The sequence below is a fragment of the Sinorhizobium sp. RAC02 genome (genome assembly GCF_001713395.1).
Classification (GTDB): Bacteria; Pseudomonadota; Alphaproteobacteria; order Rhizobiales; family Rhizobiaceae; genus Shinella.
The window spans coordinates 91,128-105,618 of sequence record NZ_CP016452.1 but is presented as its reverse complement, the minus strand read 5'-3'; the positions used below and the strand labels follow the sequence as shown (position 1 = coordinate 105,618).

Genomic DNA, 14,491 nt, shown 5'->3' with positions numbered 1-14,491 from the left:
CTCTCCTCAGATCAGATTGCGGATATGCTGGTCGCGTCCGTAAGCCGCAACCAGCAGGAGGATCAACAGGCCGAGTGCGGACTGGACCAGCGCTTCCGACAGGCCAAAGCCGATCAGCAGCGTGCGCAGTTCGACGAGGACGATGGCGCCGGCGACCGTGCCGACGAAACCGCCGCGTCCGCCGATCAGCGCGGTGCCGCCGATCACCACCGCTGAAACCGTCTGGAACAGATAGGGCGTCCCAACGGTTGCGCTCGATGAACCGGTAAATCCGACAAGCAGGATGCCCGCAAGTGCGGCGAAGGCCGCGCTGAGTGCAAACGTCGTCGTCCACATCGCAACCGGTCGCACGAGGGCAAGTTCCGCCGCCTTCAGGTTGGAGCCGAGCGCATAGAGGCGACGGCCGTAGACCGTTCGCTGCAAGACAAAGACGCATCCGAGTGTCAGCGCGAGCGTGAACGGGATCAGCCAGGGAAAGGGCAGTGGGCCGATCGTTCCGCCGAGCGACACGAAGTCATTGATAAACGGCGGCGCCGAGCCAGTCGGAAGGCCGCGTGTCCAAAGCTGCACAACGGCTTGAACGATCGTGCCGACGCCGAGCGTGACGATCAGCGGGTGGATCGAGAGGCCAGCCGATAGCGCGCCGGACACCGCGCCGATTGCGCCAGCGCAGGCGATGACGATGAGAAAGGCCGGTAAAGCCGGCATGCCGCTGCCATAGAGGCTGGCGAAGACGACGTTGGCGAAACCGATCACGAAGGGGATCGAAAGGTCGATGCCGCCGAGGATCATGACGAGCGTCTGGCCCAGGGCGGCGATCGCCAAGAGCGATGCCAGGATCAGCATGGCACGCACCGAGAATGCGCTGCCGAAGCCCGGAATGAAGATCGTTCCGAGCAGGAAGACGACGACCACGCCGATGAAGGCGATCAGGGCGCGGTTGGAGAAGAGGGCGGTCGTCATCGGCTGGCCTTCCAGGTCTGGAACCGTGCTTTGAGCGTTTCGGAATTGAGGCAAACGGCGAGCACCAGCACGACGCCATAGGCGGCCTGCAGCATGAAGGTGGAGACGTTGAAGGAGGTCAGCACGTTCTGCAGCAGGAAGATATCGGCCGCGCCGATGAAGGCTGCCGCCAGCCCGCCGACGCCGCCGGCGAGACTGACGCCGCCGAGGGCGGCCGCCGCAATGGCGATCAGCGTATAGCCGGGCCCGATGTTCGGGTCGCCGGAACCGATCAACGCGGTTAGCGCAAGGGCCGCGACACCGGCAACCAGACCGGAAAACACATAGGCGAAGAACCGGATGACGGGCACGTTCACCCCGGCGGTAAACGCGGCGCGATCATCGCTGCCGACGGCCATCAGAAGCTCGTAGAATGGCAACCGCTTGAAGAAGAGCCAGGCGACGATGACGACACCGACGGGGATGAAGGACAATGGGCCTGATAGCGCAGACAGCCATCCCGGTACGGTGCCGGAGGGCGAGGGCAGAATGGAGAGCGCAAGGCCGCTATAGATAAGATAGGTGGCGAGGGTCGCAACGATCGGCTGGATGCGCAGGATCGCGGCCAGGAAGCCGTTCAGGGCACCGGAGGCAAGCCCGAGCAGGAGAGCGGCCGGAGCGATGATCCAGGGCGAGGATATGCCGAGATCACCGATGACCACCTTGATGAGGATGACGTTGATGAGGCCCATAAGTGGACCGACCGATACATCGATGGAGCCGCGACCGGCGAGGAACGGCAGCGTCGTCGCCATGGTTGCAAGGATCATCGGGGCGGCGAGGCCGAGCACGGTCGGCCAGTTTGCCGGCGAGAACCGAACGGGGTTGAGGACGGCGTTGAGCAGAATGAGTACAACGAAAAGGATCGCTGCGAGGCGTGTTTCGCTGCGATCCCAGAAGCGTGGTTTGTTAAATGTCATCGGATCGATGCTCATGCCTGTGCTCCTTCCTGGCCGAACATGGCGGCCATGACGCGGTCCATCGACATGGAGGCGCGGTCGAGAACCGTGCTGCATTCGAAATCCCGGAAGATCGAGACCGTGTCGCAAAGCGTGAGGATTTCCTCGATCTCGCTGGAGAGGATGACAAGGGCGATGCCGTTTTCGGCCGCAAGCTTGCGGAATGCTTCGTAGAATTTCAGGCGCGTGTTAAGATCGACACCGCGCGTCGGGTCGTTGAGCAGCATGACGCGCGGCTTGAGCGCGAGCAGGCGCGCCAGCAGTACCTTCTGCTGGTTTCCGCCGCTGAGTGCTGAAATCGGTGCATCGGCCGAGGGATAGCGGATCGACAGGAAGTCCGTATAGGCGGCGAGTTCGTCCTTCAGGCGCTTGCGGTTTAGAATGCCGGCCAGTGAAAAACGCGGCATGGACGGTATTGCGAAATTGTCCAGCACGGAGAGCACGGGGAAAATGCCGGTCGCCCGCCGGTCGCGCGGCAGAAAGACAACGCCGTGCCGCGCCGCTTCGTAGTGATCGCGATAGCCGAGCGGGCCGCGATCTGTCGTCTCGACGGTAATCGCGCCTTCGCGGATCCGGCCGAGGCCGGCCAGTGCCAACAGGAATTGCTCCTGCCCATGGCCTTCGAGGCCCGCGATGCCGGTGATCTCGCCGGCACGGATGGCACCGGACAGCGGCGCCCTTCCGGGCGCGAGGACGAGGTTGTCGTAGCGCAGAAGGGTGGTGTCGTCAGGCATGGATCGCCGCCTCCGGGGCCATGAGCTTCAGGAGCCTCTCGGCGGTAATGCCGTCCCGCTCGAGCGTTTCGACGATGTGTCCGCTTCTGAGCACGGTGACGCGGTCGGACAGACGGCGCACCTCTTCAAGACGGTGCGAAATGAAGATGACGATGTTCCCGGCAGCCGCATAGTTTTCGATCGCATTGAAGACGAGATCGCGGTCGGCATAGTCGAGGGCGGCCGTCGCCTCGTCGAGCAACAGGATGGACGGCAGGCGGACGAGGGCGCGGGCGAGAACGATGAGTTGCTGGCAGGCAAGCGGCAGTTCGCCGGCTGGCGCCGACAACGGAATGGGGAAGCGCGAGATTTCGGCAAGCAGCGCCTGGGCGAGCGGCGCGCGCGCGGATTTCGCGATCCGCCGCTTGAGCGGGCCGTCATAACCGAGAAAGATGTTTTCGATAACCGTGCGATGTGGCGCGATCAGCACTTCCTGGAAGACCGTGGAAAGGCCGAGATCGTGCATGTCGCGCGGCGTGCGCGGGTTGATCGCGAGACCGTTCAGGGAAACGGTGCCCTCGCTTTGCGCAACGACGCCGGAGAGGATCTTGAGCATTGTGCTCTTGCCGGAGCCGTTCTCGCCAAGGATCGTGTGGATGCCGGCCGTGAACGTTACGGATGCGTCGCTGAGGGCCAACGTCTCGCCATAGCGCTTGGTCAGGTGGCTGACCGAGAGCTCGACGCTGCCCCCGCGATGGGGCGTTGCCCCGCCGTTCTCGGCGACGACGCGATGGATCCGGGACGTCGCGACCGCCAGTCCGGATTGCGGATGTGTCGTAGCAAGCATTCACAGCAGCCTTCTCATTGCCGAACGCGGCGGGACCACCGCCGGGCATCCGGCGGTGGTCCTCGCACAGGCGATTACTTCGCGCAGGAGGCAGGGACCTTGGCGAAATCGTAGAGCGGCGTAGCCTGGCCGCTCGAGAAATAGCCGTTGAGCAGCTCTTCCGAGAACGGGTCCTGCGGCGGGATCGGGAAGATCGCGGCCGAATCCGGCTTCATGCAGTCCTTGTACCAGGTCGGCAGGTCGGCCTGCGTGATGGTGGGCATCGGGGCGATGATCGTGTTCACGATCGGCTTCTGGCCTTCGATGATGCGCAGGGCGACGCGGAACGCGTTCTGCGCGGCAACATGCGGCGAGACCTCGCCGCCGTAGAATTTAAAGGTGTCCTGGTTTTCGTGCCAGAAGCCGAGCGCATCGCCCGAAATGGAGCCTGCGATCAGCGGGAGAGGCCGGCCGGCCTGCTGAAAGGCCTCGGCAATGAAGCGGGCCTCGCTGCCGGTGGACCACACCGCATCGATCTGCTGCGGCGTCGTTGCCAGCGCCTGCAGAACGGCGGACTTGGTGGTCGTGCCGGTCCATTCGCCGCTCACCTTGCGGGCAATCGTCAGATTGCCGCTTTCGGCAACGGCCTTGTCGAGGCCTGCATTTTCCTGCTGCACCAGCGGGTGACCGGAAATGCCTTCGACCTGAAGGATGGTGCCGCCATTGGGCAGTGCCTCGGCTATGCCCTTGCCCATCTGGTAGCCCCAGAGGTTCTGGTTGTGCATGACATTGATGGCAGCGGGCGTCGTCACCGCGCCTGCGGACGTGATGACGGGAATGCCTGCCTTCTGCGCGTCTTCGATGACGGCATTGAGCGCCGTCGAGGAGCCGGCAATCGTTGTGATGACCGAGCAGCCGCGTTCGATGAAGGAGCGGATCTGCGAGATCTGCTGCGTGGCGTCGCCGTTGGAGTCGGAAACGATGAACTCCGAGACGTCGCCGGCTTCCTTGGCGCCGTTGACGAGACGGGCGAGCTCGTCATTGAAGGTCACGCGCCAGGGATTGCCCATATAGGATTCCGAATGGCACCAGCGCCACGGCTTGGCTGGTGCTTTGAAGTCGGCGAGTGCGCCCTGCGCCACATCGACGGCGTCGGTGTAGAGCGCACGCACGTTTTCCGGCAGAGCCTGCAATGCATCGGACCGGGCGTCTGAGTATGCGGGTACTGCGGCCGACGAAAGCAGCGCGGCGGCAAGCAAGCTCAGGCGAAAGCCTGATTGAAACGTCTTCATTGATTTCCTCCTCCAGCGGCACTTGGGCCGCTCCACCTTTACCAATGAATTATCTATTCATCATGTATCCGTTGGTCAATGTCAAAGTTAGCGCTCATTAGGTCGCGCTTGATAACTGCGATTATGATGCGATAATTTTGCCGGCGCAATTCAAAAATAGTTAGCGCTCACTCTGGACAGGCCAAATTTATCCGCTAAGTTCCCGCCAACTTAAAGACTTGCAGGAGAGCGACCGAATATGGGTGTTTTGTCGGGTATCAGAGTTCTGGATTGCTCTATCGCCATGGCGGGACCGTTTGCGGCCCAGCGGCTTGGCGATCTGGGGGCGGACGTGGTAAAGGTCGAGCCGACGACGGGTGAATGGCAACGCCATGTCGCGGCCGGCGGCGCTGGCGGTAATCGCGTCAACGTCTCGTTTTTGTCGCTCAATCGAAACAAGCGTTCGCTTGCCGTCGACCTCAAGTCGGACGACGGCAAGAAGGTCTTGCTGGATCTCGTGAAGACGGCTGACGTCTTCCTGCAGAACTATCGTCCCGGCGTCGCCAAGCGCCTCGGCGTCGATTACGAAACGCTGTCGAAGATCAATCCGCGACTCGTCTATGTGTCGATGTCGGGCTATGGCGAAGACGGCCCCTATGTGAACCGTCCGGGACAGGATCTCGTTCTCCAAGGTATGTCCGGCGCCATGCTGTCGGCCGGCCGTGAGGGCGAGCCGCCGACGGCCGCCGGTCAGTATCTCGTTGATGCGATCACAGCTTATACGGCCTTCGAAGGCGCGCTTGCCGCACTGTTTCATCGTGAACGGACCGGTGAGGGCCAGCTTGTGCAGGTCAACATGCTGGATGCCATCACGACGATCCAGATGCAGGAGCTTTCGGTCTTCACGGTGGGCGGCAAACCGCAGCAACGCTCCGCCGAGCCGCATGCCCATGTCTACATCCGCGCACCCTACGGCGCCTTCGCCACCAGCGACGGTTTTATCATCGTCGCCTTCCCGAAGCTGAAAACGCTGGGTGAGGTGATCGGTGAAGACAGTTTCCTGACGATGGACGACGAGGTCGATAGCTGGGCACGGCGCGACGAAATTTTCGCCAAGACCCGCGACCGGCTGAAGGCCCGGTCCTCGGCCGAGTGGCTCGAATTGCTGCGCGCCGCCGATATCTGGTGCGGCCCGGTCTACGGCTATGCCGATCTCGTCGAGGACGAGCAGATCAAGCACAACGGCACCTTCGTCGATTACGACCATCCGACGGAAGGCCGGGTCAAGACGCCGGGCTTCCCGATCAAGTTTTCTAAAACCCCGTCCACCGTCGAGCGGGGCGCGCCCGTTACCGGCCAGCACACGCACGAACTGCTGAAGGAGGCCGGCTACGACGATGCGGCGATCGCCGCGCTCGTGGCGAATGGCGCCGTCGCGACGGGAACGATCTGACCATGGCGACGATCAAGGCACTGACCTGGGAACATCCGCGCGGGTTCAACGCACTCGCCGCAGCCGCAAAGCGGGACGAGGTCATCGCGGCCGGCCTCGATATCCAATGGGAAAAGCAGCCGCTCGAAGGGTTCGAGTCGCATCCGATCGCCGACCTCTGCGCGCGTTACGATCTCGTCGTCCTCGACCATCCGCATGTCGGCGAAGCGGTCGGCGGTGAATGCCTGCAATCGCTCGAAAGCGTGTTCGGTGCCGATGTGGTCGAGGCGCTTGCCGCCGAAAGCATCGGTCCGTCCCTGTCGAGCTATCGCTATGCCGGCCAGCATTGGGCATTGCCGCTGGATGCTGCGACACAGGTAATGGCGCTGCGCGCCGATCTCGTCGAAGGCGCCGCACTGGAGACCTGGGCGGCCGTTGCCGATCTTTCCCGCCGTACCAGCAAGGTCGCCCTGTCGCTGGCAGGGCCGCATGCGGCCCTGAGTTTCCTGTCGATTGCCGCCGCCTATGGCGAGCCGCCGGCCGAAGCGGACCCGGATGTCCTGATCTCCGCAGAAGCCGGGACTGCGGTCTATGACCTGATGGCGGAACTGGCGTCGCGCAGCCCGCGTGTCGTCAGGGAAAAGAACCCGATCGGCATTCTCGGCCATATGGCCGCGTCTGATGACGTGGTGCTGTGCCCGCTCGTCTATGGCTATGTGAACTACTCGGCGCCCGATGTCGGAAAGCCGGTCGCCTTTGCGAATGCGCCGCGCCGTGTCGCGGGCGGTCGCCCCGGCTCCACGCTCGGCGGAACCGGCATCGGCATCTCGAAGCGTTGCGATCCAAGCCCGGAACTGAAGGCGCATCTGCTCTGGCTGATGAGCCGTGACGCGCAGATCAATTTCATTCCCGCCCATGACGGCCAGCCTTCGCGGCGGGAGGCCTGGTTCGACAATGGCGTCAACCGGCGCTGGAACGGCTTCTACCGTCAGACGGCGGAGACAATCGAGGTGGCTTACGTGCGCCCGCGCCATGAAGGCTACATCGCCTTCCAGAGCAAGGCATCCGCGCTCTTGCGCGACGCATTCGAAACAAACGCGGCGGCCGCGAGCGTGCTCGCCCAACTGCAGGACCTCTACCGCGCCCACAGGCGTGGCGGTGAGGAGCGATAGGAGACGACATGACGGAGGAGATCATTTTCGAGGTGGACGGCGCGATCGCGACGATCACCCTGAACCGCCCGGCCAAGCTGAACGCCGTCACGCCCGAAATGGCCGAGGCCATCGTGGCGGCGGTCGAGGAATGCAACGACAGTGACACGATCCGCTGCGTCATCCTGACGGGTGCCGGCACGCGCGCGTTCTGTGCGGGCTCCGATATCCGCGAACTGGATACTTACGAGACGCCCTGGCAGTTCCGCAACCGCGAGGACTATTGCGATGCCATTCACGCGCTGCTGAAGCCGACGATCGCCGCCGTCAACGGTTATGCCTTCGGCGGCGGGCTCGAAACGGCCATGGCCTGCGACATTCGCATCGCCTCGTCCAACGCGCAGTTCGCCGCGCCCGAAATCAAGCTCGGCTGGATCGGTGGCGGTGGCATGGCGGCAGGCCTCGCACATTCGATCGGCCCGTCGAATGCGGCATTGATGATCATGACGGGCGATCCCGTCAGCGCGGACAAGGCGCAGCAATGGGGCCTCGTCAGCGATGTGGTGAGTTCCGAGGACCTGCTGCCGCGGGCACGGGCCATCGCGGAAACGATCGCCTCCCGCGCGCCGATCGCGGCGGAAACCGCCAAGCTCAACCTCAAGGCCGCAGCCTCGATGCCACATGAAAAGGCTGTCGAATACGAGCGCGACCTCCAGACGATCTGCTTTGCGACCGCCGACGCCCAGGAAGGCCGCCAGGCCTTCAAGGAGAAGCGCCCGCCGGTCTTCCGGCGGCGATAGGAGCGCGCCATGAATACGGGACTTTCCACGCTCAAGCGTCTCGGGCGCCACCGCGAAGCATCGGTTCTCCTGATGCTTTTCGTAGTCGCCGCCTATCTTTCCTTTGCAAGCGAGTATTTTCTCGCGCCGCGCAATCTTTTGAACATCGGCAGGCAGGCGTCGGTCGTCGCCATCGTGGCGCTCGGCCAGGCGCTGGTCATCATCGGCCGCGGCATCGATCTGTCGGTCGGTTCGGTCATCGGCCTTTCTGCCGTGGTCGCGGCCGTCGTCATCAGGGATACGGGGCTGGAAAGCGTCGGCCTCATCGCGGGTCTTCTCACCGGCCTCGGCTGCGGCATCGTCAACGGCCTGCTCTATACGCGGCTGAAGATCAATCCGTTCATCGCCACGCTCGGCACCCTGTCGGTCGCGCGCGGTATCGCGCTCCTGATGACGGGCGGCATTCCGGTTCCGATGGGCGGCTTTGCCGAATTCGTCGGCGCGGGCCGCATCGCCGGCATCCCGGTCTCCTTCCTGCTGATGATTGTTCTGGCCGTCGTCGTGCATGTCTTTTCCGTGCGCACGGTGCGCGGCCGCGAGATTTACGCGATCGGCGACAATCCGAAGGCGTCGCGCCTCGCAGGCGTCGATCTGAAGGCGACGCGCCTCTTCATTTTCGCCTTCTGCGGCCTACTGGCCGGTCTCGGCGGAATCATCCTGTCCGGCAACCTGGCAAGCGCTGATCCCAATCTCGGCGTCGGCTACGAACTCGACGTTATCGCCGCAGTCATCCTCGGCGGCACGGCGCTCAGCGGCGGTCGGGGCTCGATTGCGGGCGTCGTCATCGGCGCGCTGCTGATGGCGCTGCTCAACAATGCTTTCGTGCTGCTCGGCATTTCCGCCTACTGGCAGGTCGTCACCAAGGGGTTGGTGATCATCTTCGCCGTGGCGTTGGACGGCCTGCAGCGCGGCAGCGAAGACGATTGATCAACCCAGTGGAGGAGATGAACATGATCAGAAAAATCACGAAATTGACGGCTGCGGCCGCATTCGGTGTCGCATCGGTATTTTCCGTGGCGAACGCGGCGGAACCGCCGAAGGGCGGCACGGTCGCCGCCGCCGAAAACACGAAGGGGCCGATCAAGATTGCCTTCCTGTCATTCCAGAACAATCCGTTCTGGACCCCGGTGACCGACGGCGCCAAGGCCGCCAACGACTATCTGAAGGGTTTCAACGCTACGGTCGATTTCGTCGATCTCGGCAACGAGCTTTCGGCCGAAGCGGTCGTCGCCGGTATCGAGGGCGCGCTGGCCAAGCAGTATAACGGCATCGTGGTCGTTCCGATCTTCGACGGCACGGCCCGCATCATCAACGAGGCGACGGAAGCCGGCGTGCCGGTCTTCAACATCGTCGCGGAAGGGGCCGCTCCCTCCGAGCGCCTCGCCTTCATCGGCCAGGATGCGACGTCCGCTGGCGAGCAGATCGGCAAGTTCATCCAGGAAAAGATGAACGGCAAGGGCAAGCTCGGCGTGATCACTGGCTATTTCGGCGCCACTCAGCACACCCAGCGCATGAACGGTGCTGTCGACTATCTGAAGGCCAATGCGCCAGATATCCAGATCGTCGGCCCGTTCGAGAACAAGGACAAGGCGGAAGAGGCCTATTCGCTCGTTCAGGACATGATGACGTCCAATCCCGATCTGTCGATGGTCTATGTCACGGCGGGTGGCCCGTTCGGCGCGGCGAAGGCCGTCAAGGACCTCGGCCTGACCGGGAAGGTTGGTGTCGTCGGCTTCGACCATACGCCTGACAACATGCAGTATCTCAAGACCGGCGAGATGGTCGGACTGCTCGACCAGGCGCCTTACCAGCAGGCTCTGGATGCAAGCGTGCTGCTCTATAACTACCTGGCCGCCGGCACTGAGCCGCCGGCCAAGGTCATCCCCGTCGTCGGTAACCTGCTGACCCCCGCCGATGCCAAGTAACGTCATTGAAAACACGACCGGCGCGCCTCGCGCCGGTCACGGTCAGCCGCTCGTTCGTGCCCGCGCGGTCGCAAAGGCCTTTTCCGGCAATGCGGTGCTGCATTCCGTCGATCTCGATCTCCATCCGGGCGAGGTGGTCGGGTTGCTCGGGGAAAACGGCGCCGGCAAATCGACGCTGATGCATATCCTGTCCGGCGGCCTCACGGCCGATTCCGGCACCTTCGATCTTGCCGGCGAGCCGGTGCGGTTCGGCAATGTCGGCGATGGCATCGCCGCCGGCATCAGCTTCGTCCACCAGGAGCTTTCGGTGGTCGGGGCACTTTCGGTCGCGGAAAATCTGTATCTTGGACGCTTTCCGCGTACACCGCTTGGCTTCGTCGACAAAGCGCTGATGCGCGCCTCGTCCAAGGCCTTGCTCGAAAGGGTCGGCGCCGGGGCACTCGACCCTGAGCAGGAAGCGGGCGGGCTTCGCGCCGGCGAGCAGCAGTTGATCGAGATCGCCAAGGCGGCCGGGCGCCAGCCGCGCCTGCTGATCCTCGACGAGCCGACCTCATCGCTGACGCCGCACGAGGTAGAGAGCTTCTTCTCCTACGTCCGCAATGCGCGGGATGCCGGCACGGCGATCATCTTCATCACGCATCGTCTCGAGGAGGCGCTGGGCCTCTGCGACCGACTGGTGGTTCTGCGCAACGGCGCCATCGTCAGCGAGCGCAGACCGGCAGAGACAAGCCGGGAACAGCTCATTGCCGACATGACCGGAAAGCCGGCGATTTATGATTACAAGCCGCGCGCCATCGATGAGAAGACCGTCGCGCTGTCGCTGAAGAACGTCTCTGATGGCACGCATCTCGAGGACATCAGCCTTGAGGTGCGGCGGGGCGAGGTCCTCGGCCTGTTCGGCCTGGTCGGGGCCGGACGCACCGAACTTCTCGATGTGATTCATGGCGTCAGATCCGTGAAATCAGGGCAGTTGACCCTCAATCAGCAGCACTTTGCGCCTCGTTCTCCGAGCGAGGCGGTGAAAAGCGGCGTGGTGCTGGTGCCGGAGGGGCGCAAGACGGCGGGCATCCTCCCGCAACATTCCGTGCGCGACAATGTGGCCATTTCTAGCCTGCGGCGTTTCGCCGTTCGGTTCCTCTCCGATCGCAGCGGGGAGGCGGACCGCATGGCGGCCTTCACCAAAAGCCTCGGCATTCGCATGGCGAGCGACACGCAACCGATCTCCACGCTGTCGGGCGGCAACCAGCAGAAGGTCATTTTCGCTCGCGCGCTCATGGCCGAACCGCAGCTACTGCTTCTCGACGAGCCGACCCATGGCGTGGACGTGGGAGCGAAGGCTGATCTGTACACCATCATCGCGCAGGCTGCCGAACGGGGCCTGACCGTGCTCATGGCCTCGTCCGAGGTACCGGAAATCCTTGCGCTCTGCGACCGCGTGGCGGTGCTGTCGAAGGGCCGGCTTGCCGGTATTCTCGAGCGGGCGGAAATGAGCGAAGACCGAATATTGACATTGGCTTTCAGGGAGCATTGATCGTCGTGACCGATACTATTTCAAGCTTTGCAACAGGATGTTTCGTCGGCCGGGTCTGGTCGCCGGAGGCCGAAGGGCCGGTCCTCGTGACGATCCGCGACGGCCGCGTCTACGATATCACGGCGAAGGCCTGCGCTACGGTGCGTGATCTTCTGGAGCTGGAGGCACCGGCGGATTTTGTCCGCAACGCGCAAGGCCGCGAACTCGGGCCGCTGGAAAACCTGCTGTCGCACAGCGAGCCGAGCCGCTCCCAGCTTCACCTGCTGGCGCCGATCGATTTTCAGGCGATCAAGGCCAGCGGCGTCACCTTCGCCCGTTCGATGATCGAGCGGGTTATCGAAGAACGCGCGGCGGGCAATCCCGAGCGCGCTGCAAACATCCGGGAAAAGGTGTCGCAGATCATCGGCGCCAGCCTTCGCGACCTGAAGGCAGGATCGGAAGACGCTCAGCGGGTGAAGTCCGCGCTGATCGAGGAAGGCCTGTGGTCGCAATATCTCGAAGTCGGCATCGGCCCTGACGCCGAGATCTTCACGAAATCGCAGATCATGTCTTCCGTCGGGACGGGTGCCGCCGTCGGCCTGCATCCGATTTCGAAGTGGAACAATCCCGAACCGGAAATCGTGCTTGCAGTCGATAGCGAAGGCCGCGTCAAGGGTGCGACGCTCGGCAATGACGTGAACCTGCGCGATGTGGAAGGGCGTTCGGCCCTGCTGCTCGGCAAGGCCAAGGACAACAACGCCTCCTGCTCGATCGGCCCGTTCATCCGCCTATTCGACGAAACCTATACGATCGACGACGTGCGCAATGCGGAACTGGACCTGCGCGTCGAAGGCAAGGACGGCTTCGTGCTGCGCGGCAAAAGTTCGATGAAGGAAATCAGCCGCGACCCCCTCGATCTCGTCGCCCAGACGCGCGGCGCGCATCACCAATATCCGGATGGCTTCGTGCTGTTTCTCGGCACGCTCTTTGCGCCCGTCGAGGACCGTGATGCGCCGGGCCAGGGATTTACTCACAAGATCGGCGACGTCGTGACAATTTCCAACGAGAAGCTCGGTGCTCTCGTCAACACAGTGAAGCTGTCCAACGAATGCCCGCCCTGGACTTTCGGCGCGTCCCATCTCATGCGCAACCTTGCCGCGCGCAAGCTGATCTAGACGGAGATCTATCATGACGATGCACCAGAACCTGATTGCCGGCGAATGGGTCGGCTCGGACGCAATTCGCAACATCAACCCGTCGAATACCGACGACGTGGTGGGCGAATATGCCCGCGCTTCGGTCGAGGACACCAAGGCGGCCATTGCGGCGGCGAAGGCGGCTTTCGCGGCCTGGTCGCGCTCCGGCATCCTCGAACGCCATGCGATTCTGCGCAAGACCGCCGACGAGATCCTCGCCCGCAAGGACGAACTCGGCCGCCTGCTGTCGCGCGAAGAGGGCAAGACGCTGGCCGAAGGCATCGGCGAGACGGTGCGCGCCGGCCAGATCTTCGATTTCTTCGCAGGTGAGTGCCTGCGCCTTGCCGGCGAAGTGCTGCCCTCGGTGCGCCCGAACATCGGCGTCGAGATCACCCGCGAACCGATCGGCGTCGTCGGCATCATCACGCCGTGGAACTTCCCGATTGCCATCCCCGCCTGGAAGATCGCGCCGGCGCTGTGTTACGGCAATACCGTCGTCTTCAAGCCGGCCGAACTGGTGCCCGGCTGTTCCTGGGCGATCGTCGATATCCTCGTGCGCGCCGGCCTGCCGAAGGGTGTGCTGAACCTCGTCATGGGCAAGGGCTCGGTTGTCGGCCAGACCATGCTCGACAGCCCCGACGTGCAGGCCATCACATTTACCGGCTCGACCGGCACGGGCAAACGCGTCGCACTCGCCTCCGTCGAACATAATCGCAAATACCAGCTCGAAATGGGCGGCAAGAATCCCTTCGTCGTGCTCGACGATGCGGACCTCACCGTCGCCGTGGAAGCCGCCGTCAACTCGGCCTTCTTCTCCACCGGCCAGCGCTGCACGGCCTCCTCGCGCGTCATCGTGACCGAAGGCATCCACGACAGGTTCGTCGCTGCCGTCGGTGAGCGCCTGAAGAGCGTCGTCATCGATGATGCGCTGAAGGCCGGCACGCATATTGGTCCGGTGGTCGATGAAAGCCAGCTGAAGCAGGACACGGACTATATCGAGATCGGCAGACAAGAGGGTGCAAAACTCGCCTTCGGTGGTGAGTTGCTGAAGCGCGACACGCCCGGCTTCTATCTGGCACCCGCGCTCTTCACCGAGGCGACGAACGACATGCGTATCTCGCGGGAGGAGATTTTCGGCCCGGTCGCCGCGGTCATCCGCGTCAAGGATTACGAGGAGGCGCTGGCTGTCGCCAACGACACGCCTTTCGGCCTGTCCTCCGGCATTGCCACGACGAGCCTCAAGCACGCGACGCATTTCAAGCGCAATGCCGAGGCCGGCATGGTCATGGTCAACCTGCCGACGGCGGGCGTTGATTTCCATGTGCCTTTCGGCGGCCGCAAGGGCTCGTCGCATGGCTCGCGCGAGCAGGGCCGCTACGCCAACGAATTCTACACAACCGTCAAGACCGCCTACACCCTGGCGTGAGACAAAGGCTGTCCGGCTTTTCCGGGTAGTGGTGAGTATACTTTTAACAAGGTGAGCAGATTGCCTCCCGATTCGGAATTATGCATTAGCATGGGATATCGGGTCGATGGTTCGGCTCCTTTCAAGAGTTTTGCAATTCTTGAAGCCTTGCTTATCACACCAAGTCGATAGGTTCAGTTTGGCCAGCCCGTCGCCATTCTCGTGAAAAGGCCGGGCAAAATCACCCGGCCGGTTTCTTAGT

The 14,491-nt window shown here is 63.2% G+C and carries 13 protein-coding genes; 8 read left to right on the top strand and 5 right to left on the bottom strand.

The annotated features are described in order from the left end of the window. Positions 1-6 precede the first annotated feature (6 nt). The 5 genes from BSY16_RS21620 to BSY16_RS21600 all read right to left on the bottom strand — a co-directional run bounded on the left by BSY16_RS21620 (position 7) and on the right by BSY16_RS21600 (position 4,792). Entirely contained in the window at positions 7-963 is a 957-nt protein-coding gene (locus tag BSY16_RS21620; protein WP_069061952.1) for an ABC transporter permease, read from the bottom strand. Next, complete coding sequence (locus BSY16_RS21615) at positions 960-1,937, bottom strand: ABC transporter permease (RefSeq protein ID WP_286157308.1); 978 nt, start codon at positions 1,935-1,937, stop codon at positions 960-962. Before BSY16_RS21615 ends, BSY16_RS21620 begins: the two co-directional genes overlap by 4 nt. Further along, entirely contained in the window at positions 1,934-2,695 is a 762-nt protein-coding gene (locus BSY16_RS21610) for an ATP-binding cassette domain-containing protein (RefSeq protein WP_069061951.1), read from the bottom strand. The genes BSY16_RS21615 and BSY16_RS21610 overlap by 4 nt, the downstream gene beginning before the upstream one ends. Then, positions 2,688-3,521 (bottom strand): ATP-binding cassette domain-containing protein, encoded by an 834-nt coding sequence (locus tag BSY16_RS21605; RefSeq protein ID WP_083243055.1) that lies wholly within the window; start codon positions 3,519-3,521, stop codon positions 2,688-2,690. The genes BSY16_RS21610 and BSY16_RS21605 overlap by 8 nt, the downstream gene beginning before the upstream one ends. Positions 3,522-3,595: 74 nt before the next feature. Further along, positions 3,596-4,792: a substrate-binding domain-containing protein gene (locus tag BSY16_RS21600; protein WP_069061950.1), complete on the bottom strand. Its 1,197-nt coding sequence runs from the start codon at positions 4,790-4,792 to the stop codon at positions 3,596-3,598. A gap of 238 nt (positions 4,793-5,030) precedes the next feature. On the opposite strand from BSY16_RS21600, the gene BSY16_RS21595 reads away from it, so the two are divergent. Genes BSY16_RS21595 through BSY16_RS21560 form a run of 8 tightly spaced genes read left to right on the top strand, consistent with a single transcriptional unit; the run spans position 5,031 to position 14,250 of the window. Then, on the top strand, positions 5,031-6,224 hold the full coding sequence (locus tag BSY16_RS21595; protein WP_069061949.1) for a CaiB/BaiF CoA transferase family protein: 1,194 nt from the start codon (positions 5,031-5,033) through the stop codon (positions 6,222-6,224). A gap of 2 nt (positions 6,225-6,226) precedes the next feature. Further along, positions 6,227-7,375: an extracellular solute-binding protein gene (locus tag BSY16_RS21590; protein ID WP_069061948.1), complete on the top strand. Its 1,149-nt coding sequence runs from the start codon at positions 6,227-6,229 to the stop codon at positions 7,373-7,375. Between the two features lie 8 nt (positions 7,376-7,383). Then, the gene (locus BSY16_RS21585) at positions 7,384-8,154 is read left to right on the top strand and encodes an enoyl-CoA hydratase/isomerase family protein (RefSeq protein WP_069061947.1); all 771 of its coding nucleotides are present in this window, start codon (positions 7,384-7,386) and stop codon (positions 8,152-8,154) included. A gap of 9 nt (positions 8,155-8,163) precedes the next feature. Continuing rightward, on the top strand, positions 8,164-9,120 hold the full coding sequence (locus tag BSY16_RS21580) for an ABC transporter permease (RefSeq protein WP_069061946.1): 957 nt from the start codon (positions 8,164-8,166) through the stop codon (positions 9,118-9,120). A 23-nt stretch (positions 9,121-9,143) separates the two neighbouring features. Further along, the gene (locus BSY16_RS21575) at positions 9,144-10,118 is read left to right on the top strand and encodes a sugar ABC transporter substrate-binding protein (protein WP_069063620.1); all 975 of its coding nucleotides are present in this window, start codon (positions 9,144-9,146) and stop codon (positions 10,116-10,118) included. Beyond that, a complete protein-coding gene (locus tag BSY16_RS21570; RefSeq protein ID WP_286157307.1) occupies positions 10,108-11,649 on the top strand; it encodes a sugar ABC transporter ATP-binding protein in 1,542 nt (513 codons plus the stop codon). The genes BSY16_RS21575 and BSY16_RS21570 overlap by 11 nt, the downstream gene beginning before the upstream one ends. A 5-nt stretch (positions 11,650-11,654) precedes the next feature. Beyond that, a complete protein-coding gene (locus tag BSY16_RS21565; RefSeq protein WP_069063618.1) occupies positions 11,655-12,803 on the top strand; it encodes a fumarylacetoacetate hydrolase family protein in 1,149 nt (382 codons plus the stop codon). 13 nt (positions 12,804-12,816) lie between these two features. Next, complete coding sequence (locus tag BSY16_RS21560; protein ID WP_069061945.1) at positions 12,817-14,250, top strand: aldehyde dehydrogenase family protein; 1,434 nt, start codon at positions 12,817-12,819, stop codon at positions 14,248-14,250. Positions 14,251-14,491: the final 241 nt, after the last annotated feature.

Bases quoted from the DNA above. Each gene is read 5' to 3' on its own strand.
- BSY16_RS21620 (WP_069061952.1), bottom strand. From the start codon at position 963: ATGACGACCGCCCTCTTCTCCAACCGCGCCCTGATCGCCTTCATCGGC.
- BSY16_RS21615 (WP_286157308.1), bottom strand. From the start codon at position 1,937: ATGAGCATCGATCCGATGACATTTAACAAACCACGCTTCTGGGATCGC.
- BSY16_RS21610 (WP_069061951.1), bottom strand. From the start codon at position 2,695: ATGCCTGACGACACCACCCTTCTGCGCTACGACAACCTCGTCCTCGCG.
- BSY16_RS21605 (WP_083243055.1), bottom strand. From the start codon at position 3,521: ATGCTTGCTACGACACATCCGCAATCCGGACTGGCGGTCGCGACGTCC.
- BSY16_RS21600 (WP_069061950.1), bottom strand. From the start codon at position 4,792: ATGAAGACGTTTCAATCAGGCTTTCGCCTGAGCTTGCTTGCCGCCGCG.
- BSY16_RS21595 (WP_069061949.1), top strand. From the start codon at position 5,031: ATGGGTGTTTTGTCGGGTATCAGAGTTCTGGATTGCTCTATCGCCATG.
- BSY16_RS21590 (WP_069061948.1), top strand. From the start codon at position 6,227: ATGGCGACGATCAAGGCACTGACCTGGGAACATCCGCGCGGGTTCAAC.
- BSY16_RS21585 (WP_069061947.1), top strand. From the start codon at position 7,384: ATGACGGAGGAGATCATTTTCGAGGTGGACGGCGCGATCGCGACGATC.
- BSY16_RS21580 (WP_069061946.1), top strand. From the start codon at position 8,164: ATGAATACGGGACTTTCCACGCTCAAGCGTCTCGGGCGCCACCGCGAA.
- BSY16_RS21575 (WP_069063620.1), top strand. From the start codon at position 9,144: ATGATCAGAAAAATCACGAAATTGACGGCTGCGGCCGCATTCGGTGTC.
- BSY16_RS21570 (WP_286157307.1), top strand. From the start codon at position 10,108: ATGCCAAGTAACGTCATTGAAAACACGACCGGCGCGCCTCGCGCCGGT.
- BSY16_RS21560 (WP_069061945.1), top strand. From the start codon at position 12,817: ATGACGATGCACCAGAACCTGATTGCCGGCGAATGGGTCGGCTCGGAC.